This window comes from Flavobacterium cryoconiti (genome assembly GCF_048158645.1).
GTDB lineage: Bacteria > Bacteroidota > Bacteroidia > Flavobacteriales > Flavobacteriaceae > Flavobacterium > Flavobacterium cryoconiti.
On sequence record NZ_JBLNKW010000004.1, the window covers coordinates 66,331 to 92,198 of the forward strand.

20 protein-coding genes are annotated in these 25,868 nt (G+C 33.6%); 11 read left to right on the forward strand and 9 right to left on the reverse strand.

Annotated features, from left to right (window positions below; translation table 11 throughout):
- The first annotated feature begins 13 nt into the window (after positions 1 to 13).
- Positions 14 to 2,428 (forward strand): DUF4982 domain-containing protein, encoded by a 2,415-nt coding sequence (locus tag ACM55H_RS07285; RefSeq protein WP_416835895.1) that lies wholly within the window; start codon positions 14 to 16, stop codon positions 2,426 to 2,428.
- Between the two features lie 105 nt (positions 2,429 to 2,533).
- A complete protein-coding gene (locus ACM55H_RS07290) occupies positions 2,534 to 3,088 on the forward strand; it encodes a DUF4982 domain-containing protein (RefSeq protein WP_416835896.1) in 555 nt (184 codons plus the stop codon).
- A gap of 33 nt (positions 3,089 to 3,121) precedes the next feature.
- Here ACM55H_RS07290 and ACM55H_RS07295 read toward each other — a convergent pair whose 3' ends face one another.
- From ACM55H_RS07295 to ACM55H_RS07310, 4 genes are all read right to left on the reverse strand, one after another.
- Positions 3,122 to 4,186, reverse strand: a complete 1,065-nt coding sequence (locus ACM55H_RS07295) for a LuxE/PaaK family acyltransferase (RefSeq protein ID WP_416835897.1) — start codon at positions 4,184 to 4,186, stop codon at positions 3,122 to 3,124.
- A gap of 153 nt (positions 4,187 to 4,339) precedes the next feature.
- Complete coding sequence (locus ACM55H_RS07300; protein ID WP_039108636.1) at positions 4,340 to 4,678, reverse strand: T9SS type A sorting domain-containing protein; 339 nt, start codon at positions 4,676 to 4,678, stop codon at positions 4,340 to 4,342.
- A gap of 117 nt (positions 4,679 to 4,795) precedes the next feature.
- On the reverse strand, positions 4,796 to 5,986 hold the full coding sequence (locus ACM55H_RS07305) for a hypothetical protein (RefSeq protein WP_416835898.1): 1,191 nt from the start codon (positions 5,984 to 5,986) through the stop codon (positions 4,796 to 4,798).
- Positions 5,987 to 6,186: 200 nt separating this feature from the next.
- A complete protein-coding gene (locus ACM55H_RS07310) occupies positions 6,187 to 8,988 on the reverse strand; it encodes a TonB-dependent receptor (RefSeq protein WP_416835899.1) in 2,802 nt (933 codons plus the stop codon).
- Between the two features lie 224 nt (positions 8,989 to 9,212).
- Between ACM55H_RS07310 and ACM55H_RS07315 the strand changes: the two genes are divergently transcribed.
- The 8 genes from ACM55H_RS07315 to phoU all read left to right on the forward strand — a co-directional run bounded on the left by ACM55H_RS07315 (position 9,213) and on the right by phoU (position 17,306).
- Complete coding sequence (locus ACM55H_RS07315; protein ID WP_035669540.1) at positions 9,213 to 9,896, forward strand: response regulator transcription factor; 684 nt, start codon at positions 9,213 to 9,215, stop codon at positions 9,894 to 9,896.
- A gap of 66 nt (positions 9,897 to 9,962) precedes the next feature.
- Positions 9,963 to 11,090: a sensor histidine kinase gene (locus tag ACM55H_RS07320; protein ID WP_416835900.1), complete on the forward strand. Its 1,128-nt coding sequence runs from the start codon at positions 9,963 to 9,965 to the stop codon at positions 11,088 to 11,090.
- Between the two features lie 143 nt (positions 11,091 to 11,233).
- Positions 11,234 to 12,589, forward strand: coding sequence for a porin family protein (locus tag ACM55H_RS07325; RefSeq protein ID WP_416835901.1), 1,356 nt, complete (start codon positions 11,234 to 11,236; stop codon positions 12,587 to 12,589).
- A gap of 39 nt (positions 12,590 to 12,628) precedes the next feature.
- Entirely contained in the window at positions 12,629 to 13,462 is an 834-nt protein-coding gene (locus tag ACM55H_RS07330; RefSeq protein WP_416835903.1) for a phosphate ABC transporter substrate-binding protein, read from the forward strand.
- A gap of 75 nt (positions 13,463 to 13,537) precedes the next feature.
- A complete protein-coding gene (gene pstC, locus ACM55H_RS07335) occupies positions 13,538 to 14,791 on the forward strand; it encodes a phosphate ABC transporter permease subunit PstC (protein WP_416835904.1) in 1,254 nt (417 codons plus the stop codon).
- 3 nt (positions 14,792 to 14,794) lie between these two features.
- Positions 14,795 to 15,739, forward strand: coding sequence for a phosphate ABC transporter permease PstA (gene pstA / locus ACM55H_RS07340; RefSeq protein ID WP_416835905.1), 945 nt, complete (start codon positions 14,795 to 14,797; stop codon positions 15,737 to 15,739).
- Positions 15,740 to 15,788: 49 nt separating this feature from the next.
- Positions 15,789 to 16,547 (forward strand): phosphate ABC transporter ATP-binding protein PstB, encoded by a 759-nt coding sequence (pstB, locus tag ACM55H_RS07345; RefSeq protein WP_416835906.1) that lies wholly within the window; start codon positions 15,789 to 15,791, stop codon positions 16,545 to 16,547.
- An 81-nt stretch (positions 16,548 to 16,628) separates the two neighbouring features.
- Positions 16,629 to 17,306, forward strand: a complete 678-nt coding sequence (phoU, locus tag ACM55H_RS07350) for a phosphate signaling complex protein PhoU (RefSeq protein WP_416835907.1) — start codon at positions 16,629 to 16,631, stop codon at positions 17,304 to 17,306.
- Between the two features lie 120 nt (positions 17,307 to 17,426).
- On the opposite strand, the gene ACM55H_RS07355 is transcribed toward phoU, so the two are convergent.
- The 5 genes from ACM55H_RS07355 to ACM55H_RS07375 all read right to left on the reverse strand — a co-directional run bounded on the left by ACM55H_RS07355 (position 17,427) and on the right by ACM55H_RS07375 (position 24,641).
- On the reverse strand, positions 17,427 to 18,488 hold the full coding sequence (locus tag ACM55H_RS07355) for a glycosyltransferase (protein WP_416835908.1): 1,062 nt from the start codon (positions 18,486 to 18,488) through the stop codon (positions 17,427 to 17,429).
- A gap of 179 nt (positions 18,489 to 18,667) precedes the next feature.
- Positions 18,668 to 19,276, reverse strand: coding sequence for a hypothetical protein (locus tag ACM55H_RS07360; RefSeq protein ID WP_416835909.1), 609 nt, complete (start codon positions 19,274 to 19,276; stop codon positions 18,668 to 18,670).
- Between the two features lie 85 nt (positions 19,277 to 19,361).
- The gene (locus ACM55H_RS07365) at positions 19,362 to 22,793 is read right to left on the reverse strand and encodes a hypothetical protein (RefSeq protein WP_416835910.1); all 3,432 of its coding nucleotides are present in this window, start codon (positions 22,791 to 22,793) and stop codon (positions 19,362 to 19,364) included.
- Between the two features lie 84 nt (positions 22,794 to 22,877).
- Positions 22,878 to 24,134, reverse strand: a complete 1,257-nt coding sequence (locus ACM55H_RS07370) for an aspartate kinase (RefSeq protein WP_416835911.1) — start codon at positions 24,132 to 24,134, stop codon at positions 22,878 to 22,880.
- A 27-nt stretch (positions 24,135 to 24,161) separates the two neighbouring features.
- Entirely contained in the window at positions 24,162 to 24,641 is a 480-nt protein-coding gene (locus ACM55H_RS07375) for a GNAT family N-acetyltransferase (protein ID WP_039108649.1), read from the reverse strand.
- 170 nt (positions 24,642 to 24,811) lie between these two features.
- On the opposite strand from ACM55H_RS07375, the gene fbp reads away from it, so the two are divergent.
- Positions 24,812 to 25,831, forward strand: coding sequence for a class 1 fructose-bisphosphatase (gene fbp, locus ACM55H_RS07380; RefSeq protein ID WP_291247646.1), 1,020 nt, complete (start codon positions 24,812 to 24,814; stop codon positions 25,829 to 25,831).
- Positions 25,832 to 25,868 lie beyond the last annotated feature (37 nt).

Sequence of the window (25,868 nt, forward strand, 5' to 3'; positions counted from 1 at the left end):
AATGAATAAATTGATGAATATTATAATTGTATTTTTAACAATTACACAAATTTCCTTTGCTCAGGTACGGACAGTTAGGGAATTAGACTCGAACTGGAAGTTTCAAAAAGGAGATTTCGAAAATGCTTTTCAATCCAATTTTAATGATTCAAAATGGGAAAAAGTGAGCGTGCCTCATGATTGGGCAATTTACGGTCCTTTTGATAAAGAAATAGACAAACAAAAAGTAGCTATTGTTCAAAATGGCGAAAAAGTAGCTTCCGAAAAAACAGGAAGAACAGGTTCATTGCCTCATGTTGGTTCCGCTTGGTACAGAAACAAGTTTTCGATATCGGCTGCGGAGAATGGAAAGAAAGTGATTCTGCTTTTTGAAGGTGCCATGAGCGAACCACAAATCTATTTAAACGGGAAAAAGGTGGGCGAATGGGCTTATGGTTACAGCTATTTTTATTTTGATGTAACTGATTTCATTACAACAGGAGAGAATTCCTTGGCGGTAAAATTAACCAACAAAGAGTTTGCTTCACGTTGGTATCCGGGTGCCGGTTTGTACAGAAAAGTAAGCCTTATCATAAAAAATAAGGAAAGTATTGATCAGTGGGGAACTTCTATTACAACGCCTTTTATTAGCAAGGAAGCAGCTAAAGTAAATGTAAAAACAAAAGCTACTGGCGAAAATGGCTATTTAGTTACCACTATTTTTGATGCTAATGGGCAAAAACTAAGTTCTGATAAAGTAACAACAAAATTCGGAAATGAATTCGATCAAAACATCAAAGTTGAAAATCCAAAATTGTGGAGTCCAGAAAGTCCTTATTTGTATAAAGCCGTTTCGCAATGGTTTGTGGGAGACGAATTGAAAGACGAGGTTATTACTCGTTTTGGAATTCGTGACATAAAATATGAAGCTAATAAAGGATTTAGCTTAAACGGTGAAGTTAGAAAATTTAAAGGAGTTTGCCTGCATCATGATTTAGGACCTTTGGGAACAGCAATAAATGTAGCGGCTTTACGTCGTCAATTGACTATTTTAAAAGACATGGGGTGTAATGCTATTCGAAGCTCTCACAACATGCCATCATTGGAACAACTGGAATTGTGTGACGAAATGGGTTTTATGTTTTTAGCTGAAAGTTTTGACGAATGGGCAAAGCCAAAAGTTAAGAATGGATACAATCGATTTTTTGAAGCTTATGCGGAAAGAGACTTGGTTAATTTAATTCATGCCACCAGAAATCATCCTTCTATTGTAATGTGGAGTTCCGGAAATGAAGTTCCGGATCAATGGGGAGAAGCTGGGGTAAAACGTGCCAAATGGTTACAGGAAATTTTCCATCGTGAAGATCCAACAAGACCTGTAACGGTAGGTATGGATCAGGTTAAAGCTACTATGGAATCCGGTTTCGGAGCTTTGTTAGATGTTCCGGGCTTAAATTACAGAGTACATTTGTATGAAGAGGCATTTAAAAAATTTCCACAAGGATTTATTTTAGGTTCTGAAACGGCTTCTACCGTAAGTTCAAGAGGAATTTATAAATTTCCCGTAGTACAAACTAAAGACAAGCAATATGCTGATTTTCAAAGTTCTTCTTATGATTTAGAAGCCTGTAGTTGGTCAAATGTACCTGATGAAGATTTTATATTACAAGATGATAAGCCATGGGTTATTGGTGAATTTGTTTGGACAGGGTTTGATTATTTAGGTGAACCGACTCCTTATGATGAAAGCTGGCCTTCTCGTAGTTCATATTTTGGAATTAATGATCTAGCAGGTTTGCCTAAAGACCGATTCTATTTGTATAGAAGCCGTTGGAATAAAGAAAAAGAAACCTTACATATTTTACCACATTGGAATTGGGAAGGTCGCGAAGGTAAGGTAACACCGGTATTTGTGTATACTAATTATGACAGTGCAGAGCTTTTTGTAAACGGGAAAAGTATGGGAATTCAAAAAAAGAATACTGCAACACCACAAAACAGATATCGTTTGATGTGGATGGATGTTAAGTACGAACCAGGAACAGTGAAAGTAGTTGCCTTTGATAAAGAAGGAAAAGCAGTTGCAGAAGAGGAAATTCATACTGCTGGAAAAGCATACCAAATTGTGCTTAACGCCGATAGAAAAACAATAGAGGCAGATGGTAAAGACTTGTCTTATGTTACTGTTTCTTTAGTAGATAAAAATGGGATTCCATGTCCCATAGCAACAGATCAATTGCAATTTAAAGTGAAAGGAAAAGGAACCTATAGGGCAGCATGTAACGGGGACGCTACTTCACTGGAACAATTTCATTTGCCAACAATGAAACTATTCAGCGGAAAATTAGTAGTGCTGGTTCAATCGTTAAAAGAAGCCGGAAATATGGAATTAACGGTTAGTGGAAAAAGATTAAAAACAGCAACTTTAATTATTAATTCTACTAATTAGAATTTCATAATAAAAATTTAGCACCCCTTCTTTTCTGGAAATGGAAAGAGGGGTTTTTTTGTTTATCGAATTTCTAAATGGATTCTCAAATTGGTTTCTGGACCGATGGTGCAAATTGCAAATTATTGGACAGCGAATTCTCCGTTGAATGTGATTGTGTATAGCAATTGTGACGAAGTGGCATTGTATTTAAATGATATTTTGGTAGCCAAAGAAAAACCATTGATAAATGAAAACAGTAATGAATTAAAACATGCCCCATTTATTTTTAAACTGGATAAATTTGTTCCTGGAACCTTGCGGGCCGAAGGATTTATCAAAGGAGAAAAAGTAATTGCTAATGTTGTCAAAACACCCGAAAGCCCAGTAAAAATGGAATTGAGTTATGATGTTTCGTCAAAAGCAATCAATGCGAATTCTCCTGATATGGTTTTTGTATATGCTAAAATCACCGATGCGAATGGAACCATTATCCCAACGGCAATGAACGAAGTGACTTTTGCTTTAAGTGGAAAAAATGCAGCATTAATTGGCGAAAATCCCGTGAAAGCCGAAGCAGGAATTGCTACCATTATTCTTAAAACTAAGAATTTAAAAAGTCCGATAACGATAAAGGCTTCGGGAGCAAATTTAAAATCTGCAACTCTAAAAATTAATTAAGGCAGGAAATAGTATGAGTTATTGTAATAAACTTTAAAGAACCATCAAGTTACAACCTCGAATATCAGAATTATCAAAACGTCCCAATACCTCGAAAGAGTTGTTGGGATTTTTTTTGCCTAAATCCTGCGTGGCAATAAAAGAGCAGGAATTAATATTAGCCAAATCAATTACGTTGATTCCGCCTGTTTTCCCGTCTTGAATGTAGGTCAAAGCATCTTCGGTGTCGCGAATGAGGATTTGCATCCAAGAAGGGCATTCAAATACGCCATTTCCTAAAGAATAAGCTTGTGAAAGCAATTCGGTCATCCCGTATTCAGAATGAATCGCCGCAACGCCAAATCCTTTGCACAGTTGTTCGTGTAATTCTTCCCGAATCATTTCTTTTCGTTTGCCTTTCATTCCACCCGTTTCCATGATTATGGTGTTTTGCAGTTGGAATAGGTGTTTTTTTTCTGAAAGTTCAGTTGTTTGCCTAAGGTCATCAAGAACCCTCTTTTTTTTATCTGAAAAAGAACTTTTTCCATTGAGGGTTTCAATCAAATCTAACAAAGCATAAGTGACGCCAATCAAAATGACATTTTGTCCTGCTTGATCCAGAGCAATGAGTTTTGCTATAAGTTCGTCATGATTGTGCAGGTAAAAACCGCTTTCCAGATGATTGGAAAGTGTTATCAAATCTTCAACCATGTAAATCAACGAAGAGCCTTCTCTTTCCAAATAAGAAGGAAGCAAAGCCAATACAACATAATCCTCGATGTTCCCATAAAACTCAGAAAATCCTTTGCGGTAGCTTTCTTCATATATGGAAGCATCAGTGACTAAATGCTTACTGGTAATCATTCCGGTTGTTCCGCTACTGGTAAAAGTTTCTTCAATCGCATCTGTATTAGAAACGACTTGGTGACTCTTGAAAAACTGTATCGGTAAAAAAGGAATTTGAGATAATGATTTTACTTTGTGAGGATCTGTTTTTAAAAAATTACAAAATTCCTGATACACCTTATTGTTTTCGTATTGAAAACGAAACACTTTTAAAGCGATTTTCTCAAACTGTTTTTGACTGGAAATAGCAAATATATCGGTAGTTGGAATCAAGAATTTTTTTTACAAAAGTAAGTAAAAAAAATGTAGGCACTTAAGCATTCAAAGTCTTTGCAAGCGCTTTACTCAATTTAATAAATAGCAGTACTGTTTTATAAAAAAAGCCCCAATAGAATTGGAGCTTTTGAATTTGTCAGTTATAGATTATTATCGAACAATTAATTTTCTTGTGGCTGATGCGTCATTTTCATTGATTTTAATGATATAAACACCTGATGTAAGATTTGAAACATTTAGTTCTCTTGAACTCAGCATTGTTTGGAGTACTTTTTTTCCTAAAACATCAAAGATAATGATTTCTTTATCCAAGTCATTTTTTGAAGTAATGTAAACTTTGCCATTACTCACGGGGTTCGGGTACAAGCTTAAGCCTTCTATCGAAGCAGTTTCTTGTGTTCTTGGCTGTTGTTTGTTTTCCTGAGCGGAAAGGCTCACAGAAAAGAAAAAAACCAATAAGATAGTAATATAAAAGTAGTTTTTCGCCATGATTTCGATTTGTTATGTAAATATATAAAAAATAATTCAAATATTGTACCACAAAAAAAAAACACCTCTCATAAAGAGAGGTGTTTAACTATTATTTTTGAGTGTTTTAACTAAAAATTATTTAATTAAGCTAGTTCCACCAACAGTTGCCCATGCACCAGCAGTTAATGAAGCCCCAGTCGCAGTTGTAGTTGTTGCAAAATTTCCAACTGGGAAATTAACTAGAATACTTGAAGTTGCTCCTACAGGTGTAATTTGTGAAGTTGAAGAGATGGTCACATTAGTTAATTTTATTTTTGATCCATTAACTTGATTGGTATTTGTGGTAGCATCTTGAATTTTTACTGCTGCACCTTTGTAAACAGTTGTTCCTTCAGTATAATCTCCGTATCCTGAGATAATGATGTTGCTATAATCTCCATTTCCTTCTTTTTTGAATTGGAAAGCATCAACTTGAACATCACCAGCAACTTCTGGTACACATCCTGCTTCTCTTTTTAAAGTGATATTAATAACTTTTGGCCAGAATGCATTGTTGTTGTTAGAACATTCAATTTCCATTCCGTAATTCCCTTTACCCGTTTGGTAAGCATACCAGTTAGAGTTGTTTTGACCTTGCCATCCATCTTGCCAGTCAAAAGCATCATCATAGTTACCATAAGAAATAGCGTTTGTCATGCTTACAGTTCCTCCAAAAAATTCATATCCATCATCAGCACCTTTGTAAGAAACTAAGTGGTCTAATGTTGTTCCTGAACCTACTGAATAAAATGTAAATCCATTATTTTCTTTTGTTCCATCAGCTAATTTTGCTCCAGCATATTCAACTCTTGCATAGTTTAATGAACCTCCGTTGTGAGCAGCATTTGTTCCTCCGTAAGGTAATGCATTTCCATCTTCTGAAGTAGAAGTAGTTACGCCACCAATTGCTTTTATTGGAGCATCACCATAGATGATAATTCCTCCCCAAGAACCTGGAGTTGCAGATGCTTCTGTAAATACAACTGGTTTATCAGCCGTACCGTTAATGTTTAATTTTCCTCCGTTTAAAACAACAAATGCGTTGTCTCCTGTAGTCTTATTTGCTGTAATTGTAGAACCTGCATCGAAAGTTACTGTTACTCCTGAAGCAACTTTAACAATACCTTTTAAAGTGTAATTTCCGTATGCAAAAGTTTTATTTGCAGTTATTGTACCTGTGATTTCGCCTGTTGCCGGTGGTGTAACAGGAATTGGACTGTCACTACTTGAGCAAGAATTTAGAAATAACCCTGTAGCAAGTGCTAAAGCAAAAAATTTAGTTTTCATAGTTTATTGTATTATTTATTGTTTTTTATTTTTGTCAAAATTATAGGATAACTTCATAAAGGGTGTTAGCTGAATATTACAATACAGTTACTAAAAAAACACTAAAATGTGAAGAGAATGTTAAGTGCGTTATGTGGGTTTTAAGCATAAAAAAAGCCCTAAATAAATTAGAGCTTTTGGTATTAAATAGGGTGTCTCTGTTAAAAAGTGTATCCTAAGTTTATAGAGAATCCTCTTCCTTTTTTATAACTGTTTGTTATGGTTGAATTTTCAACTATAATTGAAGTTCCGTTATTTCCTTGTTCGGATTTGCGTATTGGATCAAGTAGATTGTCGGCGCTAAATTTTAAATCAAAATGATCTGATAATTTGCTGCTCCAAATGAAATCCAACTGTTGAACCGGTAATTCATAAATATGGTCTAATCCACCAGTTCCCACTGCATAAATTCTTTTTCCAAATACAGAATAAACTAATGAAACGGTGTTGCTCCAAGATTCGCTTAAGTCAAATTGATATTTTAAATCAGAGTTGATTAACCATTTTGAAGCTCCTTGAAGTTCTCTATTTTTAAAGGTTTCGATTGATGTTGTTACATTACCGTCGCTGTCAGTAGTTGTTGGCTTCACATCTACTTTAGTATGCATTAAAGAAGTATTAAACCCAAATGAGAAATCAGATAAACTTTCGTCAATTCTTGCAAAATCTAAGATAAATTCAATTTCTGCTCCATATAAAACTGCATTGTCTGAATTTAAATAAGTTGTGATAGTTGAATTTGCAGCATTAGAGATGAATGTTCTTTCAATAGGCTGATCGATTTTTTTACCGAACAATCCAAGTACAAAAACTTCTTTTGATGTTGGGAATAATTCATATTTTAAATCAACATTGTAGTTGCTGCTATTTTTTAAAAATGGATTTCCTTTTGTTGAAGTTCCGTCAGCATTGATATACTCGATAGGATAAGATTCCATTACTACCGGTCTTGTATATGTTTTTCCAGTAGCAAAACGCAGATTCGAATTCTCATTCAAACCGTATTTCACATTTAAAGCAGGTAAAACATACAAGTTGTCATATTTTAAAGTTTTAAATGGGTCTGAGAAAGAACCTTGAGTTCTGTACTTTGTTTCTCTCATGGTGCTTTCTAAACGAATTCCTCCGTTTAATTCCCATTTTTCTCCAAACTTGTAAAGCAAGTTAGCATAACCGGCATTGGCAGTTTCCTTTAGTTTTGCCTGATATGTTGCATTGGAACTTTCTCTAAAACTAATAGCATTTGAAGCTAAATAACCATTTAATTGAGTGTCCAATGAATTTAACGGTGCTGTAAAACTGTTTGGGGCACTATTATTAACTGGTGTTATAAAACGATAGGATGAGGTCATGTCAGACATGTTTCCATTGTATCCAGCAGTGAAAATATTATTTTTTTCAGTTTTGCCAAATTTCAAACTGTATTCTCCTAATCCAGAAAAATAAGAATCACCAGAAATATCCAAATACTGCTTGATGAAATTATTTCCGGCAACTGAAACTAAAATATCCTCAGTTCCTGATCTTGTTCCTGAAAAGAATTTTCTGTCCGGTTGCGCATACTTAGTAATAGCATACGAAACTGCCGCTTTTACATTTTGACTTTTATCCTCATTCAATGCATACTCACCTAATAACTGGTTGTTTAAATAATTAGATTCGTCTAATTGATTGGTTCTAATTAAAGTGTTATTGTTGCTTGAGTTTGAATCAGCTACACCAAATTGATCTTTAACTAAATTTTCAGTAGTTCTGATGAAAAGTGTATTGTAAGAGAGTTTTAGTCTATTTGTCGTGTAATTTAATCCTACTAAAGAAGACAGTGATGTTTTATATCGGTATTCCGTGTTGTCAAAGTCATTTCTATAAGTGAAGCCAGAAGGATTGTTAGTAAAAGTTCTTTCCACTCCATTTCTAATTGAATAATTATTGTCAAAATTAATCGAAAGTAAATAAGAAAAAGTCTTGTCGTCTTTCAGGTTAAACTTCTCTGAATGAAGAAAACCGATGCTTGAATTCAAAGGACTGTTTATTTTTGAAACATCAAATCCACTTTTAAAAGATCTCAAAGATTCATCGGCAGTAAGCGTGTAACTTGAAGGTGCATTTCCCAATAATCCTGGAAGTTTTCTGTCGTTTCCGGTCAAGCCAAATAATCCTTTGGTAGAATTAGCGTCTTTAGAAATTAAAAATTTTTCTAAATTATTATTTACTGTGTACCCAACTCCAACATTCAATTTGGTTACGCTTTTCGAACCTTTAGAGGTTTGGATATTAAAAGTTCCTCCGGCAAAATCTCCATAAATATTCGGGTTAAACGTTTTGTATACTTCAATAACACCTACAATATCGGTAGAAAATAAGTCTAACGGAATAATTTTTTTGAAAGGATTGTTAGTTGGAGCAGCAAGATCATTTATCAGTAAATTGTTGTATCGATCTTCCAGTCCGCGTACAAATAAACCTCTTGAGCCTACTTTTGTAATTCCTGTTATTTTGGTAAGCCCTTCCTCTACATCGCTAACTCCTTTACGAGCCATTTCTTGGGCGCCAATACTTTGTTTTATGACAACTGCTTTCTTTTGGTCAAGTAATAATACAGTTTCTTTTTCTCTGCTTGCCGTATTCTTTATTACTACATCTTCCAGTTTGTAACTTCCTGAACCTATCGCTTGATTTAGATTTACAGTTTCATTTGCAACTACAGTTACCGGAACGTCTACAGATTCATAACCTACGAAACTGAATTGTATCGTATAATTCCCAGGTGCCATAGCGATAGTATATTTTCCATCAATATCAGTATTGGTTCCTATAGTGGTCCCTTTTATAAGTACATTAGCAAAAGGCAAGGATTGATTGTTAGCATCTTTATCAGTTAGGATTCCAGAAACGGTACCTTTATTCTGTGAAAAAGAAAAAGTTGTAATTAATAATGCTATAAACAATATTCTAAATTTCATTTTTGTGTGTTTTATTTTTATGCAAAGTAAAGTTGGTTTTGTAAAGTAAAAGTTACTTGACTATTACCATTTAGTTTCGTGAATATTAATAAATCGTTAACATATTAAATTACGGTTAATGTGATTTTTAAACGATTCTTTTATTGCTATATTTACAATCGGAATTGAAAATCACTGAGCATTTCAGGCGTAAATTCTATCAGAATAATATAATTTTTCTATTTATGAAAAAAAGAAACACAAAGATTTTACTCGTTGATGATGAGCCGGATATTTTGGAAATTGTAGGATATAATCTTACTCAGGAAGGATATCAGATCTTTACTGCAGCAAACGGAAAAGAAGCTATTATAAAAGCAAAAAAAGAATTGCCGGACCTTATTATCATGGATGTAATGATGCCGGAGATGGATGGAATGGAAGCGTGTGAAAATATTAGAAAAATACCGGAATTGAATAATGTGATTATCACTTTTCTTACAGCTAGAAGTGAAGATTATTCTCAGGTGGCCGGTTTTGATGCTGGCGCAGACGATTATATTACAAAGCCAATCAAGCCAAAATTATTGGTAAGTAAAGTAAAAGCATTGTTAAGACGCTTGAAAGAGCAAGAACAAAATAGTGAAACACTTAACGTAGGAGGAATCGAAATCAATCGGGAAGAATATAAAATAAGAAAAGATAATGTGGAGATTGCTTTGCCACGAAAAGAATTTGAATTGTTTTATTTATTGGCTTCAAAGCCGGGAAAAGTATTTAAGCGCGATGAGATTTTAGATAAAGTCTGGGGTAACGAAGTCGTTGTTGGCGGAAGAACCATAGATGTACACATTAGAAAATTACGTGAAAAAATTGGTGAAGATTTATTTAAAACAATTAAAGGAGTAGGATATAAATTTGAAGTATAATTACACTCACTTTTTTAGAATAACAAAATGCAAATCAAATCGCTGTAAGAGCGCGATGTGAAATCGATGAAAATAAATTTTAAGAAAACCTATAAGTTTGCCATAAAATCTGCTTTATTCATTAGCCTTTTTGCTACTGGATTTGTTATTTTAATGGTGTTATTATTCTTTGGTTCCAAAGTAAAAAACATACTATTTTTTGGAATAGTTTGTCTGTTGGTTATTTATCTATTTTCTTTTTTGGTTTTGCAATATCGCGTTGAACGGTTTATTTACAGACGTGTAAAAAAAATATACGATGATGTATCGTTATTAGAATCCAGTACTTTTATAAATCAGCCCATTACTACTGATATGGAAACCTTGACGCGAGAAGTCAAGAAGTTTGCCACGGATAAAAAGCTGGAAATTGAAATGCTGCAGATTCGGGAAGAATACCGAAGAGAATTTCTTGGAAATGTTTCACATGAACTAAAAACACCCTTGTTTACAGTTCAAGGTTATATTTCTACTTTGCTTGATGGCGCAATGGATGATAAAAATATCAGAAAAAAATATTTAAAACGTGCTGAGAAAGGAGTAGAACGATTAATTTATATCGTTGAAGATTTAGACATGATTACAAAGTTGGAATCGGGTGATTTGAATCTGGAGTTTTCTGAATTTGACATTGTAGAATTGATACAAAACGTTTTTGATCTATTGGAAATGAAAGCTGATAAAAAGAAAATCACCTTAGCATTTGAAAATTATCACATACAGCCTATTATCGTGCATGGAGATAAAGACAAGATTCAGCAAGTTGTTGAAAATCTAATTGTAAACTCCATTAAGTATGGTAGAGAAGGTGGTTTTACTGAAGTAGCCGTTGTTAATTTAACCAAGAAAAAGGTCTTGGTTCGAATAACTGATAATGGAGAAGGAATTGAAAAACAAAATATACCAAGGCTTTTTGAACGTTTTTATAGAGTAGATAAAAGCGGTTCCCGTTCAGAAGGAGGGTCAGGTTTAGGATTGGCAATTGTAAAACACATTATAGAAGCACATAAAGAGAAAATATATGTGGAAAGTGAATTTGGAATAGGATCTGAATTTTCCTTTACAATCGAGAAGGCCAAATTAAAAAAACCAGAATTAAATCCTGAACAAATATATAGTAAAAGTCTTAAAATTAATAAACTAAAAAAACTGTAAGTCTAGAAATGATTATGAACAAATCCTACAAATTGGATTGGAAACATTAACGAAACAATAATTTATCATCAACATAATATTGTGTTAACATTAGCTTAACATAGCTGGTTCACCTTTGCAAAAAAATTAATCATATAACAACAATGAAAAAAATTTTATTTGCAGTTTTAGTTATGACCTCAGTTTTGGCCAATGCACAAGATGTTAAGAGTGATACTATTAAAGCAGTACCTGTTGATTCTTTAGAAACAACTAGTATTGATTCAGTTAAGACGGTAAGCGTAGAATCTTTGAAAGAATCCCTTGATGAGCATTCCATGAAATTTTCAGGTTTAGAAGAAAGACTTTCTACTATGGACAGTGATCTAGCAAAATTAACAAAAATTAAATTTTCAGGTTACTTACAGGCGCAGTATGAAATGTATAATTATCAAGATAATATTGGACCAGGGCCATCTACGACAGCTGTGCCAATAACAAATACTTTTTTTATCAGAAGAGCTCGTGTGAAATTGACTTATGAGCCAGTTACTGGTGCGGTATTTGTAATTCAACCGGATTATGCTTTTGATAAAGTTACTTTAAGAGATGCTTATGTGCAGTTAAATGATAAGTGGTTGCAAACATTTAAGTTGTTTTTAGGACAGTTTAACAGAACCAGTTATGAAGTGGAGTTTTCTTCTCGCTCAAGAGAATTGTTAGAAAGAAGTAGAATGTCCGGAATTTTGTATCCGCAAGAAAGAGACTTAGGAGCAAAAATCGAAATGGATTTAGAGACTAAATATGAGATTCCGTTTAAGTTTCAGTTAGCAGTTTTTAACGGAAATTATGGAGAAGGTTCTTTGACAAATAATCTTAGAGATGTCGATAATAAGAAAGACGTCATGATGAGAGGTGTTTATTCTTTCAAGTTTCCATCTAAAGGATTGGGAGTTGATATAGGAGCTCATACTTATTTAGGTAATACAGCTGTTTTACAGGCTGGAACCTTCAGCGATGCAAATAATAATAATTTCACGGCTAAAGTAGGGGATAGTTTTCAAAAAAGATGGTTTGGTGGAGAGATGAGGGTTTACTATGATTTTCTTGGTGGAATGTCTCTTAAAGGAGAATATATTTCTGGAACAATATCAGGCGAAAAATCAACAACAGTATTACCAGTTGCTAATAGTAACCCTAGTTTTAACTTTAATGGTATAAGAGATTTTTCAGGATATTATGCGACTTTGGTGAAAAACATTGGAAAAAGCAATCAAATCGCAGTTCGATATGACAGTTGGGATCCAAACAGACATTTAGCAGGAAATGCAGTGACTATTAAAGAAGATTTAAAGTACAATAACTGGTCATTTTCTTGGCAATATTTTTATGATGACAATGTAAAAATTGTTGCAGGCTATAGTTTACCAATTAATGAAAAAAGTACCACAGTTGGTGGCGATTATATAAAAGATAAATTAGATAACACGTTTACAATTAGAATTCAAGCAGGATTTTAATGCAATAAATTAGATTTAAATACAATAAAAAAAATAAAAATGAAAACAACAAAAATTAAATTAGCAGCTATTCTATTAGTTGTTATGGCAGTAGGATTTTCTTTTACTTCATTGGATAAAATAACAGTTAAAGGTTCTGATACCATGGTTATTTTATCTCAGAAATGGGCTGAAGTGTATATGCAAAAACATCCAGGAACAACTATTCAGGTTACTGGTGGTGGGTCTGGAGTAGGTCTTGCAGCTTTAATAAATGGATCAACTGATATTGCAAATTCAAGTCGCCCTATCAAAGCTACCGAAGTAGAAAAATTAAAAGCACGATACAGTACATTAGGAGTAGAAATTCCTTGTGCAAAAGATGGTTTGTCCGTTTATTTGAACAAAGCAAATGGTGTTTCGGAACTTACAATCAAACAAATTGGTCAAATTTTTTCTGGAAAAATTACAAATTGGAAAGAAGTAGGCGGAGCAGATGCCGGGATAAAATTGTACGGTAGAGAGAATAGTTCAGGAACTTTTGGATTTTTTAAAGACAATGTAGTAAAAACTGATTTTTCTCCAAGCTGTCAAACTTTACCAGGAACTGCTGCTATTGTAAATGCTGTGAAAAAAGATAAATACAGTATTGGTTACGGTGGAGCGGCGTATGCTGAGGGTGTTAAAGATTGTAAAGTTAAGAAAGACGATAAAAGTCCAGGGGTTTATCCAACGGCTGAAACTATTAAAAACAAAACGTATCCAATTACTAGATACTTGTACATGTACTTGAAATCTAGGCCAACAGGCGAAACTAAAGCCTTTATTGATTGGATTTTAAGCCCGGAAGGACAAAAAATCATAACATCAGTTGGTTATTTTCCTTTAAAATAAAAATATATAAAAATATCCCTCTCTTTAATTATAGAGGGATTTTTTTTAAAATATATGAATTCTTAAATAAATCAAATGAATTCCCAATTTCCAAGAAATCAAAGTTTCACAAAAGAAAGTTTGAAAAAGCAATTCAGGCTTTCGGAGTTTTTAGCCGAAAAAATTATTTCAAGTGTTGCTTTTTTATCGATTGCAATAATTTTTTTAATCTTCATTTTTGTTTTTAAAGAATCACTTCCGATTTTTAATTTTGGTAAAGACAATAAAGCAAAAACAGAAATAGGAACAACTGCTGATTCAGGTTCAAAACCAGAATCTTACGGTGCTGCGCCTACTGAAGATTTAAAACCGGAATCCTATGGTAGTGAGCCTGCTGAGGATTTGAAACCTGAAACCTATGGTTCAGAACCGGTAACTCAGGAAGATTTAAAACCAGAAACTTATGGTTCAGAACCAGTAACTCAAGAGGACTTAAAACCGGAAACTTATGGTGATGTAAAAGCAGATCCTGCTATTGCATCTTCAGAAGAAAAACCAGAAACGGTTACAGCAGATAATGATGGCGCTGATAAAACATGGAATACTTTCTTTACAACAGAATGGGTTCCAGTTTCGGAACATCCTAGATTTGGTCTTTTAGGCTTGTTGATAGGAACATTAAAAGTTACAATAATAGCGATGCTTATTGCAGGTCCTCTGGCAGTTTTGGCTGCGCTTTATACTTCTTGTTTTGCATCCAAAAGAACGAAGGAAATCATAAAACCTATCATAGAAATGCTGGCTGCTTTTCCATCAGTGGTTATTGGATTCTTTGCCCTGATGGTTTTAGCAACTTTCTTCCAGGACATTTTTGGTTATGAATCAAGATTAAACGCTTTTGTGGGTGGAGTTGCTATGGCATTAGCTGCTATACCAATTATTTACACCATTTCAGAAGATGCACTTTCTGCAGTGCCTAAAACATTTACCGAGGCAAGTTTAGCATTAGGAGCGAGTAAATGGCAAACGGCATTTTTTGTTATATTGCCAGCTGCTACGCCAGGTATTTTTGCTGCTTTACTTTTAGGAGTAGGTAGGGTTTTTGGGGAAACCATGATTGCATTAATGGCTACAGGAAATGCAGCCTTATTGTCTTCAAATCCTTTTGAAAGTGTACGAACTTTTGCCGCTACGATTGGAGCGGAAATGGCCGAAACTGTTTTTGGAGAAACCCATTATAGTGTGCTGTTTTTTATTGGGTCACTACTTTTCATTTTTTCTTTTGCATTGAATGCTGTTGCAGAGTTTTATGTTAAAGGGAAATTAATCAAAAAATTCCAAGGTAAATAAATCATGAACACAACTATAAACGAAACAGAAAACTCTTTTTTCGCAAGTAAGAAAAAGGGTTCAGATATAAAAGGAAAATTGATTATCGGTATTACTCAATTGGCGGTTGTTCTAATTATTGTAATTCTTTTTATCATTTTGGGAATTATTATTTATGAAGGACGTGAAAAATTTTCTTGGGAATTCATTAGTTCATTTCCAACAAATGGAATGACTGAAGGAGGAATCTTTCCTGCATTGATAGGAACCTTTATATTAGTTATTGTCATGTCAATTGCTGCGGTGCCTTTCGGGACGATTACGGCGATTTATTTGACAGAATATGCTAAGGAAAATTCAAAATTTGCAGCCGCAGTTCGCTTTTCTGTTAGAACATTGGCCGTTGTACCTTCCATAATATTTGGTCTTTTTGGTCTTGGATTTTTTATTCAATTTGTAGGAGGCGGAGTTGATAAAGCTTTTAATGGAGGAGAACTGCATTGGGGACAACCCAATATTCTTTGGGCTAGTTTAACGATGGCATTGCTTACGTTACCAGTAATTATTGTTTCGGTAGAAGAAGCATTAAAAACGATTCCCCGTGAATTGCGTGAGGCAAGTTTAGCATTAGGGGCAACAAAATGGCAAACAATAAAAAATGTGGTACTTCCGGGATCTATTTCTGGGATTATGACAGGGACAATTCTGGCGGTAAGTAGAGGTGCTGGTGAAGTAGCTCCAATTTTATTTACAGGAGCGGCTTATTATTTGGCTACTTTACCGGGATCTTTGAGTGATCAATTCATGAATTTGGGGTACCATATTTATATCATGGCTACTCAATCTTCGGATGTAGAAAAAACAATGCCAATACAGTTTGCTACAACATTAGTGTTGTTAATCCTTACTTTATCCTTAAACTTAGTTGCAGTAATTATTAGATCTAGAATTAGAAGAAGAGCAAAATAATTTTTGAAATCTACCTAATAAATTATATTTTAGACATAACAAAAAAGACATGAAAGACATAAAAATACAAGTAAATGATTTGTCATTGTACTATGGAGAAAAAAAAGCATTAAAGGAGATTTCAATGCATATCCCAGCTAATAAAGTAACTGCTTTGATTGGACCTTCCGGTTGTGGTAAATCTACTTTTCTTAGATGTATCAATAGAATGAATGACCTTATTCCAGATGTTAAAATAACTGGAAATATGCTTGTGGAAGGCGTTGATATTTACAATAAAGATGTTGATGTTGTTAATATTAGAAAAAAAATTGGAATGGTTTTTCAAAAATCAAACCCATTTCCAAAGTCCATTTATGAGAATATTGCTTATGGTCCGAAAATTAATGGGATAAAAGACAAAACTCAATTAGACGAAATAGTAGAAACTTCATTGAAACAAGCTGCTATTTGGGAAGAAGTAAAAGATAGATTGGGAGATTCAGCTTTAGGACTTTCGGGAGGACAACAACAACGACTTTGTATCGCAAGAACATTGGCTGTAAGTCCTGAAATTATTCTTATGGATGAGCCTGCAAGTGCTTTGGATCCAATTTCTACGTCAAAAATCGAGGAGTTGGTTCATGAATTAAAAGAGCAATATACTATAATCATTGTTACCCATAACATGCAACAAGCGGCCAGAACCAGTGATTATACTGCATTCTTTTATTTGGGGGAATTGATCGAAATTGGTAAAACTAATGATATATTTACTAAACCAGAGCAAAAACAAACGGAAGATTATATCACGGGAAGATTTGGATAAAAAATAGCAAGTTGGAACAAGCTTTTTAGTCTTGTTTTAATTTTGTAATTTATGTAAATCTTTAATTTTAAATAAAAAAATATGGCATCACACTTTGAAATAGAATTAGAAAAACTTAAAAATGTTATCCAGAAAATAGGTGTTTTAGCTGAGGGTCAAGTAGGAGAATCAGTGAATGCTTTACTTTCAGAACCTTTTGCGGAAGTTAAAGAAGTAAAAAAAACAGAAAATAAGATTGATAAATTAGATGTGAAGATTGATGAAATTTGCCAAAGTATTTTTGCTTTGCAACAGCCAGTCGCTTCTGATTTACGCTTTATTATGTCAGCTATGCAAATTAGCAATGAGATAGAAAGAATAGGGGATTTGGCGATAAGCATCATAAAAAAGTCTAAGAATATTAAAGATAAACATGACTTAATTGTTAAGTTTAATATTACGGATATAGCCAGACATGTTGAGGTGATTACTATAAAAACGAATGAATGTTTCTTGACTCGTGATGAAAGTACGATTGGGGAAATTTTCGTTTTGAACAATACCATAAAAAATGAATGTGATGAAGCGATACATAATATCATCAATGAAATGAAGTCAAATTCTAAGACGGTAGTTTCAGGAACAAATCTTGTGATTGTTTTAAAACATTTAGAACGTATTTCTGAACATTGTACAAATATTGCAGAGTATGTTTATTTTATGATTAATGCCAAAATCATCAAACACGAAAAATTTGGAGAGAAAAAATCAGAGGATTAATCTGGTACTGATAATCTATTAAGTTATAATTTTTGCAAAAACACCCTAATTATAATACTTTGAAAGTATGTAATAATTAGGGTGTTTTTTTGATTATAAAATAAATTGAAATTATTGATTCTATTCAAAAACCTGAAACAGTGTTTTCCAGTCTAATGGAGTGTCTAATTGTGGCAATCCTTTGTATGACTTAATTTCGTCAAGGTTTTCTATTTTAAAATCGTTTTGCTCCGCATATGGCACTAATCCTTCTTTTTTTAGTTTTTTTGCCAGATATTCTTGTTCGTATTGACCGGGAGTAGGAATAAAAAAAGCTTTTTTATCTAATTTTGCCAAATCCATAATTGTTGTATATCCTGACCTGCATAATACGGTGCCACTCTCGTTAAAAGTTTGTTCAAGTTGTCTCGTATTCATAAAATTATAATAGGTGACATGGTCAATTTGTTCCTTTATTTGGTCTTTTTCAATTATCCCTTTTATAAAAACCACATTCCCATTATATTTCAATACTTCAGTCTTTAATTTTTCTTCCAGCATACCACGTTGTGGTTCTGGTCCAGATAAAATAACCATCAAATCATATTTTTTTGAAGTCTCACGTTTGTGCAATCGACTTAATGGTCCGATGTATCTTGTCACAAAATCAGCCTTTTTTATATGTCCTAATTTGCCTGTCAAATTTGGGGTTCCTTCCAAATCCGGGATCCAACATTCAGCATATTTTTTTATAATGTGTTGGTGGAGCATACTGGTAATCCAAGTGGTATTTCCGGTCATCACATTCAATTGATGCGTCATAAATACCGAAGGCACTTTTTTACTAAATACGCCAAGTCTATTATCCGATAGTACGCCATCAATGGAATATTTCTTAATCCATTTCTTTACTAATTTCTTTTCGGCCCAAATGGCTTCAATCATTTTAGGACAATTTTGCAATAATTTCCATTTGAAATTTTTACCGTTTTTAGAATATTCTATTTCGTATGAGGGCAATTCAAGTGTTTTTAAATACGGGAATTCTTTTCGCAATAATTCAAGCGCAATACCATCGGATGCTATTATTGGGATGTAATTATTGTCTTGTAAAGCCTTAATAATAGGGATGCAGCGCGTAGCATGTCCCAGACCCCAATTTAATGGAGCAATCAAAATAGTCTTGTTCGTATTCAAATCCATTTGGCGATATAGGTTCGTTATTTAAATTTGAAAGTTACTCAATGAAGTGGTTTTATATATTTCGAGCGTATTACCAAACTATTAATTTATTCTGGTAAATATACTTTACTATTTGTTAAATAGGAAGAGGCTGTTCGTTTTTGAACAGCCTCCTTGTTGTTATATTAAATTAGAAAATATTACTCTTGAATATAGGTTTTGTTTCCGTTAGAGTTGATATAATATTTCCCGCCTCTAGGACCGGTATATACTTTTTTACCGTTGTATTCTCCGGTAATTTTATCTGCTACTTTAGGTGCTTTTTCATTGGTTTCTTTAACTTTCGAAGCGGCCTTTTTGGTTGCTATTTTTGCAGAAGAGGTTTCTTTCTTAGCCTTTTCTATTTTTTTATCGGTCTCTGTGACTTTGTTTTTAATGTCTTTTTCTGTTTTAGTAGCTTTCGCTTCGCTTTTTACTTTAGTGGCTTTTTCTTTAGCTTCTGTTTCAGTTTTGGCTGCTTTGGATTTAGCATCACTTTTTACTTTAGTGGCTTTTTCTTTAGCTTCTGTTTCAGTTTTAGCTGCTTTAGATTTCGCATCGCTTTTTACTTTAACTGCTTTGTCTTTAGCATCTGTTTCAGTTTTAGTTGCTTTAGCTTTCGCCATTTTTTCTTGGGCTTCCTTTTTTGCTTTTACACCTTTCTCGGTTTTTGCTTTTGCTTTTGTAATTTTCTTTTCAGCAGCAGTTTCTTGCGCATAAAAGTTTCCAGATAGAATAAATACTAAACAGAATAACACTAATTTTTTCATGATGTTGTTGTTTTAAAGTTTGGATTGTTAAATGAAAATTCAGAATAAATTTAATAATTTTATTCTGAATAATTGAGGTAAAAGCTTAAAAATAAGCTCTCAATTGTATATTTCCTGTGTGGATGGTTTGGCTGGACTCACTTTTCCTTCCTTGGTAATTTAAATTTATATCTAAAAATTGCGTCAGGTTTTTTTGCAACAATAATCTCCAAGTCATATTTTGCCCCGTTTGTAGCCCTTCTAGCATCTGGAAACCAACCGAGGAGAATTCATTTCCAGTGAATTTATTCTGATAAAAAGAAATCTCCCCATTCATGGTGAATTTTTTATCACTCGAATAAGAAAATGAAGTTCCAAAACGATTTTGTACTAATTTCTCTAAAACCCCAATCTGATTTTCTTTGTTTTGCAATTCATAAAATAAATCCCAACTGGTGTTTTTGGAGAATAAATAGCTGATTTTTGGAGCCAATTGATAGCCGCTAATGCTATAGTTTTTTTCTGTAAAATTTTCAGATTCAATAGCGGTTTGGATTGTTTTTGCAAAAAAATTGAATAACCAACTTTTCTGGTATAAGTTGGTATATTGTAGTTGATGGGAACTGTTTTTTGCTTCTTGAGTTCCTATTGATAATAAATTTTTGATTTGATTTTGCAGATAAGTATAGGTTACGGAATGTTTTTGTTTTCCTCGATTATAAAACAAACTATTCCTGAAACTGGAATTCAATCCCAGTATATTTTCTTTGGAGGCACTAAAAGGATTTAATTCGAAATTGTCGCCTTCACTTTTTATTTTTCGATCAATTATAAAAGAGGTTTGATTATAAAAATAGGACAGTAATTTTTTTAATCCAAGTTCATTTTGCCATTGATTCGGATTTATAGTTACGGATTGGGAGAACTTATTTTGATGTGTTTTTATGTAAATTCGGTTCGGTAAGAATATCCGAATGTATTTTGCCTGATCAATAAATGGAGCGATTTCAAATTCCTGTAATTCCTGAATTCCATTACTATTGTAGTCATTCCAGGTGTAAACGCCTTGGCCAGCCGGAACTTCAAGATAGGTAAATTCCTGTTGCGGAATACTTCCAGAATTAGTTTCATAAACGGTCGTGCTTTGAATTAATTGATTGAAAAAACGATCTGAATACACTATTCTGGAATTGAGGGAGGATTCTTTTTTCTTTGTTGCATCAGCAAAATCAAGCACTCTATAATTCACATAAGCGGTTAAATCACTTTTCTTTGTTTGAATTAATTTCGATTTTAAAAAATACGTTTGGGATGCATTTACACGTTGTATGAATCCATTTTGTAGACTATCATTCGTTCTTTTAAAATAGCCTAATTCTACATAAATTTTGGTGCTGTCTCCTCGTCCGGTAAAAAAGCCATATTCAGTGAATCTTTGGCTTAAAGCCGAAAATTGATTGGTAGTTTTAAACTTCTCCTGATTATCTTCTAATCTAAGATGCGTCCCAATCCAGTTTTTATTAAAATGAAATCGAGCTTGAGTTTGGTTTCTATAAAATTTAGAAGAAGATTCAATTCCATCGCTTTTTAAGAAACTGCCATGATTTTGAATCGTCCAATTTTTCAGTTGAAATACTCCGTCAATATTATGTCTGCTTCCCGAAAAGCTTTCCGAGAAATCCAGTTTTTCAAATTGATAGTTTAACAATCCTTTGTTCTGGGGATTTTCTTTTGGATTTAATTCGAAATGTAGGCCAGAAACCAACAAACTTTGATTTCCAATTGCGGTTGTGCTTAAATTCCAATCGCGATCAAATTCAATACTGTAAAGGCGTTCCACAGATTTAAAATTCTTCTGAATAAATTGATAACTGGCAAAAGCATCAACACTCCATTTCTTTGAAAACAAGCGTTGTTTGGCATTTATTTTGGCAGCCAAGCCACGGTTATCGGCATCATCTGTTGAGGAGAAAAGATTTTTATCATTGTTGCTAAATCCTATTTCATAATCAAAAGCTGTTTTTTCGGTGGGTTTATATTTTCCTAAAAATGTTGCCACTTGAATTTTTGTTGGAGAAACTAGTTGTATAATCGGCTCATAATTTCCTTGCGGAATAGTATTCATTGGTTGAACAAATTCATAAATTCGACCATTAGCCGATGAATTTTTCAAGATGTAATTTCCTTTATTTGTTCCCACTAAACTGAACCGAACATTGAAAAGTTCGTCATCTGGATTGTTCGAATATTCGAAAATTGCTGTCGAATTAAATGTTGTTTTTCGATACAACACTTTATTATCCGAATAGGAATCTGCATAGGCGGAAGGTGCTGTCATCAAATCCGGATTGTCACCGGCATTCACTAAAATCTGGGCTTGCTCTTGAGAAAGATTTTGTTGTAAAGGTTGGTTTTTCAAATCACTTTCGGAATATAAATACCCTCCAAAACTCCATTTCTCATTTTCGTGCGAAGCTCCGGCATAGGTGACAAATCGAGAGTAATTTCGATCTGAATATTGGTATTCTATAGCGATTCGCATTTCGGAAGTAATAGTGAAAAGCGATGTAAAAACGATTTCACCAGCATTATAATCAATGGTGTAATCATTATTTTCACCTCGTTTCAATAAAACTCCATTCACATAAACCCGCTCCGAACCTGAAATCACTAGAACATACAATTCGCCATTTTGACCTTTTAATTTATAAGGTCCCTGATTACCTTCCTGACCAACAAAATTACTTTTGGCATATTGTCCTTTCACTAAAGCTACTGATGCAAAAACATTGGTTTTACTGTCTTCTGTTACAAAATCGAAATTAGTGGCTAGTCCCTGTACTTTTTTATTGAAATTAAGGAACTGTGTTTTTTTGTTTTCAAGAAAGACATCACCGGCTCTAATATTCCATTTATCACTAAAAAGTTCCATGAAAATATTGTCAAACTGATCTAACTTTTGAGAATAACCTCCATCTTGCAATGGAATATTGCTGTCTTGTAATGAAGCCCTGAGACTCACTTTCTCGGATAGTTTTCCTGTGATTTGTAAATCTAGATTTGAATTTAAAACGGTGTTTTGATTGTTACCGATAGTAACGCCACGGGTGATACTTCCGGAAGTGTTTAACCCATCAAAAGGGATGTTTTTTTTGACTGGATCTGTTTCAATTTTATATAAATTTCCCGAAGCGGCTTCGTTGCTTACTATTCGGCTTGAATCATAAATACGATATTCTTTGGTTAGAATCTCAGGAAGTTTGAGATAGTGAATCGTTATAGAATCAGATTGTTGAGTGAAATTTTTATTAAAAATCAAGGTCGATTTTTGAAAATTTATTTTATAAAAAACGGTGTCAATAGGTTTTTCATTGGCGTCAAGCACTTTGAAGAAACTAGAATTGATACTTTCATTTTCTATATGAATAGTATCTTGAGTAGCGGGGATTTTTTTGGTTTTGTATAATGAGTTAGTTTCCTGGGCTTGTAGTCCGGAAAAACAGATTATTAGAAACAAAAACACTACTTTTTTCAACATAGATAGTATAACGTCTATGCATCAAAAGTAGTGTATTCTGTAAAACAATAAGTACAAGTCGAGACTTTACGATGAAAAGATTTTCTAACTTTCTTTCGTTACCATCTGCATGGTCTCACGGCTCACTTGTTTCAATAAAACGGTTTTGTTTTCTTCAACAGTTGCTGCTGCTTTATCATTGAAATGTCGGATGGTGTATAAAGTAACATTTTCATCAAATTCTACTTTGAATTTTTTTGAAAGAATGGCGTTCAAATCCTTGAAATTTTCAAATTTGTCCTCAACGCAAACAGAGAAACTAATCGCTGAATTTTGAATCAAATTCACTTTTATTTTAAATTGGTGAAACAAAGCAAAAATTTCGCTGATGTTTTCTTCCATGATAAAAGAGAAATCTATTGACGAAAGCGAAATCAGGAGTTGGTTTCTTTTGACAATAAAACAAGGTAAATAAGGTTCTAAATCGGCACCTTTGGCAACACGAGTTCCTGGTAGCAAAGGATTAATAAACGATTTTACGAACAAAGGAATTTCCTTTTTTTGCAAAGGCTGTAAGGTTTTCGGGTGAATAACCGTAGCACCATAAAAAGCCAATTCAATCGCTTCACGGTACGAAATTTGGTTTAGTAAACTTGCATTTTCAAAATACCTCGGGTCAGCATTCATAACTCCAGGAACATCTTTCCAGATGGTTACACTTTCGGCATTTAGACAATAAGCAAAAATTGCGGCAGTATAATCAGAACCTTCACGACCTAAAGTAGTGGTAAAGTTATTTTCGTCTGAACCCAAGAAACCTTGAGTAATATTTAATATTTTTCTTTTTACGTTTTTGGCAATATTCTTCTGTGTCAATTCCCAATCTACTTCTGCATCTCTATAGGTAGCATCGGTTTTTATAAAATTCCGCACATCTAACCATTGTGTTTTTATTCCCATAAAGCTCATGAAATGGCTCAGGATAGTGGTAGATATCAATTCACCATAACTTACGATTTGATCGTAAACGAAATTATAATTTGGCGATTTATTATGCGCTAAAAAATATTCTAAGTCAGAAAATTGATTATTTACCGCAGTAAAAACTTCGTGCTTTTCTTCTTCAAACAAATCCATCAGAATTTGATTGTGGTATTTCTTTACTTCTTGAACAGATGAATTTAATTCAGCCGATTTGTCAAAATAATTTTTTATAACGGTTTCAAGTGCGTTAGTGGTTTTTCCCATTGCAGAAACGACCAATAATACATCCTCATAACCTACTTTTTGCAAAACGTCATATACGTTTTTTATTCCTTCGGCATCTTTTACAGAAGCACCACCAAATTTGAATACTCTCATACTTTTTAAACAAAAAAATTTGTAATTTTATTTCAATCTATTATCTACAAAATTGTTGATTCCTGCTTCATCCATTTGTGCCACGTACCAATCTCTGAGCACTTTTGCACCTGATTTTTCATAAAAATCGATTGCTGGAGTGTTCCAGTCCAAAACATGCCAGTCAATTCTTCGAACATTATCTCTTTTGCCTTGTTTAATAATTTCAGAATACAATGCATAGCCTAATCCTGTTCCGCGCATTTTATCTTTTACCACTAAATCTTCCAGATGAATTATTTTCCCTTTCCAAGTAGAATAGCGATAATAATACAAAGCGATACCCACAATTTCTGATTCTACTTCGGCAACAAAAACATGAAATAAAGGAGTTGTACCAAAACCATCACGAACTAAATCATCAACCGTGATAAGAACTGCATCAGGCTCTTTTTCAAAGTCTGCCAATTCCTGAATTAGTCCTAAAACCGCTTCCATGTCTTCTGGATTTCCTTTTCTAATATTCATATATTCTTATTTTAAATGATTGAATTGCTCAAAATAAAGCATTTTTCATTCATTATTCAACTATTTTATAAGCAAATATACAATAGTGGTAAACTAAGTAAATATTATTCAAATCATTTTCACAAAAAGAGCGATATTTGTGACTTCAAACTAACTACAACGATTTCGTAATGGAAGAACGCAACAGAACACTAGGTGAATTTATCATCGAAAACCAAAATGCTTTTCAATATTCGTCAGGCGAATTATCCCGGATTATCAACTCAATTCGGTTGGCAGCAAAAGTAGTCAACTACAAAGTAAACAAAGCTGGACTAGTAGACATAATTGGTGCCGCAGGAGAACAAAATATACAAGGGGAAGACCAACAAAAACTCGATGTATATGCTAATGACATTTTTATTCAAACATTAATCAACCGTGAAATTGTATGCGGAATCGCTTCGGAAGAAAATGATGACTTTATTACAGTGGAAGGAAGTGACAAAAGCCACAACAATAAATATGTGGTTTTGATGGATCCGCTAGATGGATCTTCGAATATTGATGTTAATGTTTCAGTAGGAACAATATTCTCTGTGTACAGACGCGTTACTCCAATAGGTACTCCGGTAACAATTGAAGATTTTTTACAGCCCGGAATCAATCAGGTTGCGGCTGGGTATGTAATTTATGGTACTTCAACAATGCTGGTTTATACTACAGGACATGGCGTAAATGGATTTACATTAAATCCGGCAATTGGAACCTTTTATTTATCGCATCCCAACATGCAGTTTTCTAAGGATGGGAATATTTATTCTATCAATGAAGGAAACTATGTTCATTTTCCGCAAGGAGTAAAAGACTATATTAAATATTGCCAACTCGAAGAGGAAGACAGACCTTATACTTCACGCTATATAGGAAGTTTGGTTTCGGACATTCATAGAAATATGATTAAAGGTGGAATTTATATTTATCCAACAAGTTCTAAAGCTCCAAAAGGAAAATTACGTCTGTTATATGAATGTAATCCAATGGCGTTTATTGTGGAGCAAGCGGGCGGTAAAGCCTCTGATGGTTTTGGAAGTATAATGGAAATTGTGCCTACTGAATTACACCAACGCGTTCCTTTTTTCTGCGGAAGTTATAATATGGTAGAGAAGGCCGAAGATTTCATGCACAAAGCAAAACTGAGCAAGTACTAAAAAACGACTATAAAAAAAGCTCCCGATTTGGGAGCTT

Excerpts from the sequence above, each read along its gene's own strand:
- ACM55H_RS07285 (WP_416835895.1), top strand. The coding sequence starts at position 14 with ATGAATATTATAATTGTATTTTTAACAATTACACAAATTTCCTTTGCT.
- ACM55H_RS07290 (WP_416835896.1), top strand. The coding sequence starts at position 2,534 with ATGGTGCAAATTGCAAATTATTGGACAGCGAATTCTCCGTTGAATGTG.
- ACM55H_RS07300 (WP_039108636.1), bottom strand. The coding sequence starts at position 4,678 with ATGGCGAAAAACTACTTTTATATTACTATCTTATTGGTTTTTTTCTTT.
- ACM55H_RS07305 (WP_416835898.1), bottom strand. The coding sequence starts at position 5,986 with ATGAAAACTAAATTTTTTGCTTTAGCACTTGCTACAGGGTTATTTCTA.
- ACM55H_RS07310 (WP_416835899.1), bottom strand. The coding sequence starts at position 8,988 with ATGAAATTTAGAATATTGTTTATAGCATTATTAATTACAACTTTTTCT.
- ACM55H_RS07315 (WP_035669540.1), top strand. The coding sequence starts at position 9,213 with ATGAAAAAAAGAAACACAAAGATTTTACTCGTTGATGATGAGCCGGAT.
- ACM55H_RS07320 (WP_416835900.1), top strand. The coding sequence starts at position 9,963 with ATGAAAATAAATTTTAAGAAAACCTATAAGTTTGCCATAAAATCTGCT.
- ACM55H_RS07325 (WP_416835901.1), top strand. The coding sequence starts at position 11,234 with ATGAAAAAAATTTTATTTGCAGTTTTAGTTATGACCTCAGTTTTGGCC.
- ACM55H_RS07330 (WP_416835903.1), top strand. The coding sequence starts at position 12,629 with ATGAAAACAACAAAAATTAAATTAGCAGCTATTCTATTAGTTGTTATG.
- pstC (WP_416835904.1), top strand. The coding sequence starts at position 13,538 with ATGAATTCCCAATTTCCAAGAAATCAAAGTTTCACAAAAGAAAGTTTG.
- pstA (WP_416835905.1), top strand. The coding sequence starts at position 14,795 with ATGAACACAACTATAAACGAAACAGAAAACTCTTTTTTCGCAAGTAAG.
- pstB (WP_416835906.1), top strand. The coding sequence starts at position 15,789 with ATGAAAGACATAAAAATACAAGTAAATGATTTGTCATTGTACTATGGA.
- phoU (WP_416835907.1), top strand. The coding sequence starts at position 16,629 with ATGGCATCACACTTTGAAATAGAATTAGAAAAACTTAAAAATGTTATC.
- ACM55H_RS07355 (WP_416835908.1), bottom strand. The coding sequence starts at position 18,488 with ATGGATTTGAATACGAACAAGACTATTTTGATTGCTCCATTAAATTGG.
- ACM55H_RS07360 (WP_416835909.1), bottom strand. The coding sequence starts at position 19,276 with ATGAAAAAATTAGTGTTATTCTGTTTAGTATTTATTCTATCTGGAAAC.
- ACM55H_RS07365 (WP_416835910.1), bottom strand. The coding sequence starts at position 22,793 with ATGTTGAAAAAAGTAGTGTTTTTGTTTCTAATAATCTGTTTTTCCGGA.
- ACM55H_RS07370 (WP_416835911.1), bottom strand. The coding sequence starts at position 24,134 with ATGAGAGTATTCAAATTTGGTGGTGCTTCTGTAAAAGATGCCGAAGGA.
- ACM55H_RS07375 (WP_039108649.1), bottom strand. The coding sequence starts at position 24,641 with ATGAATATTAGAAAAGGAAATCCAGAAGACATGGAAGCGGTTTTAGGA.
- fbp (WP_291247646.1), top strand. The coding sequence starts at position 24,812 with ATGGAAGAACGCAACAGAACACTAGGTGAATTTATCATCGAAAACCAA.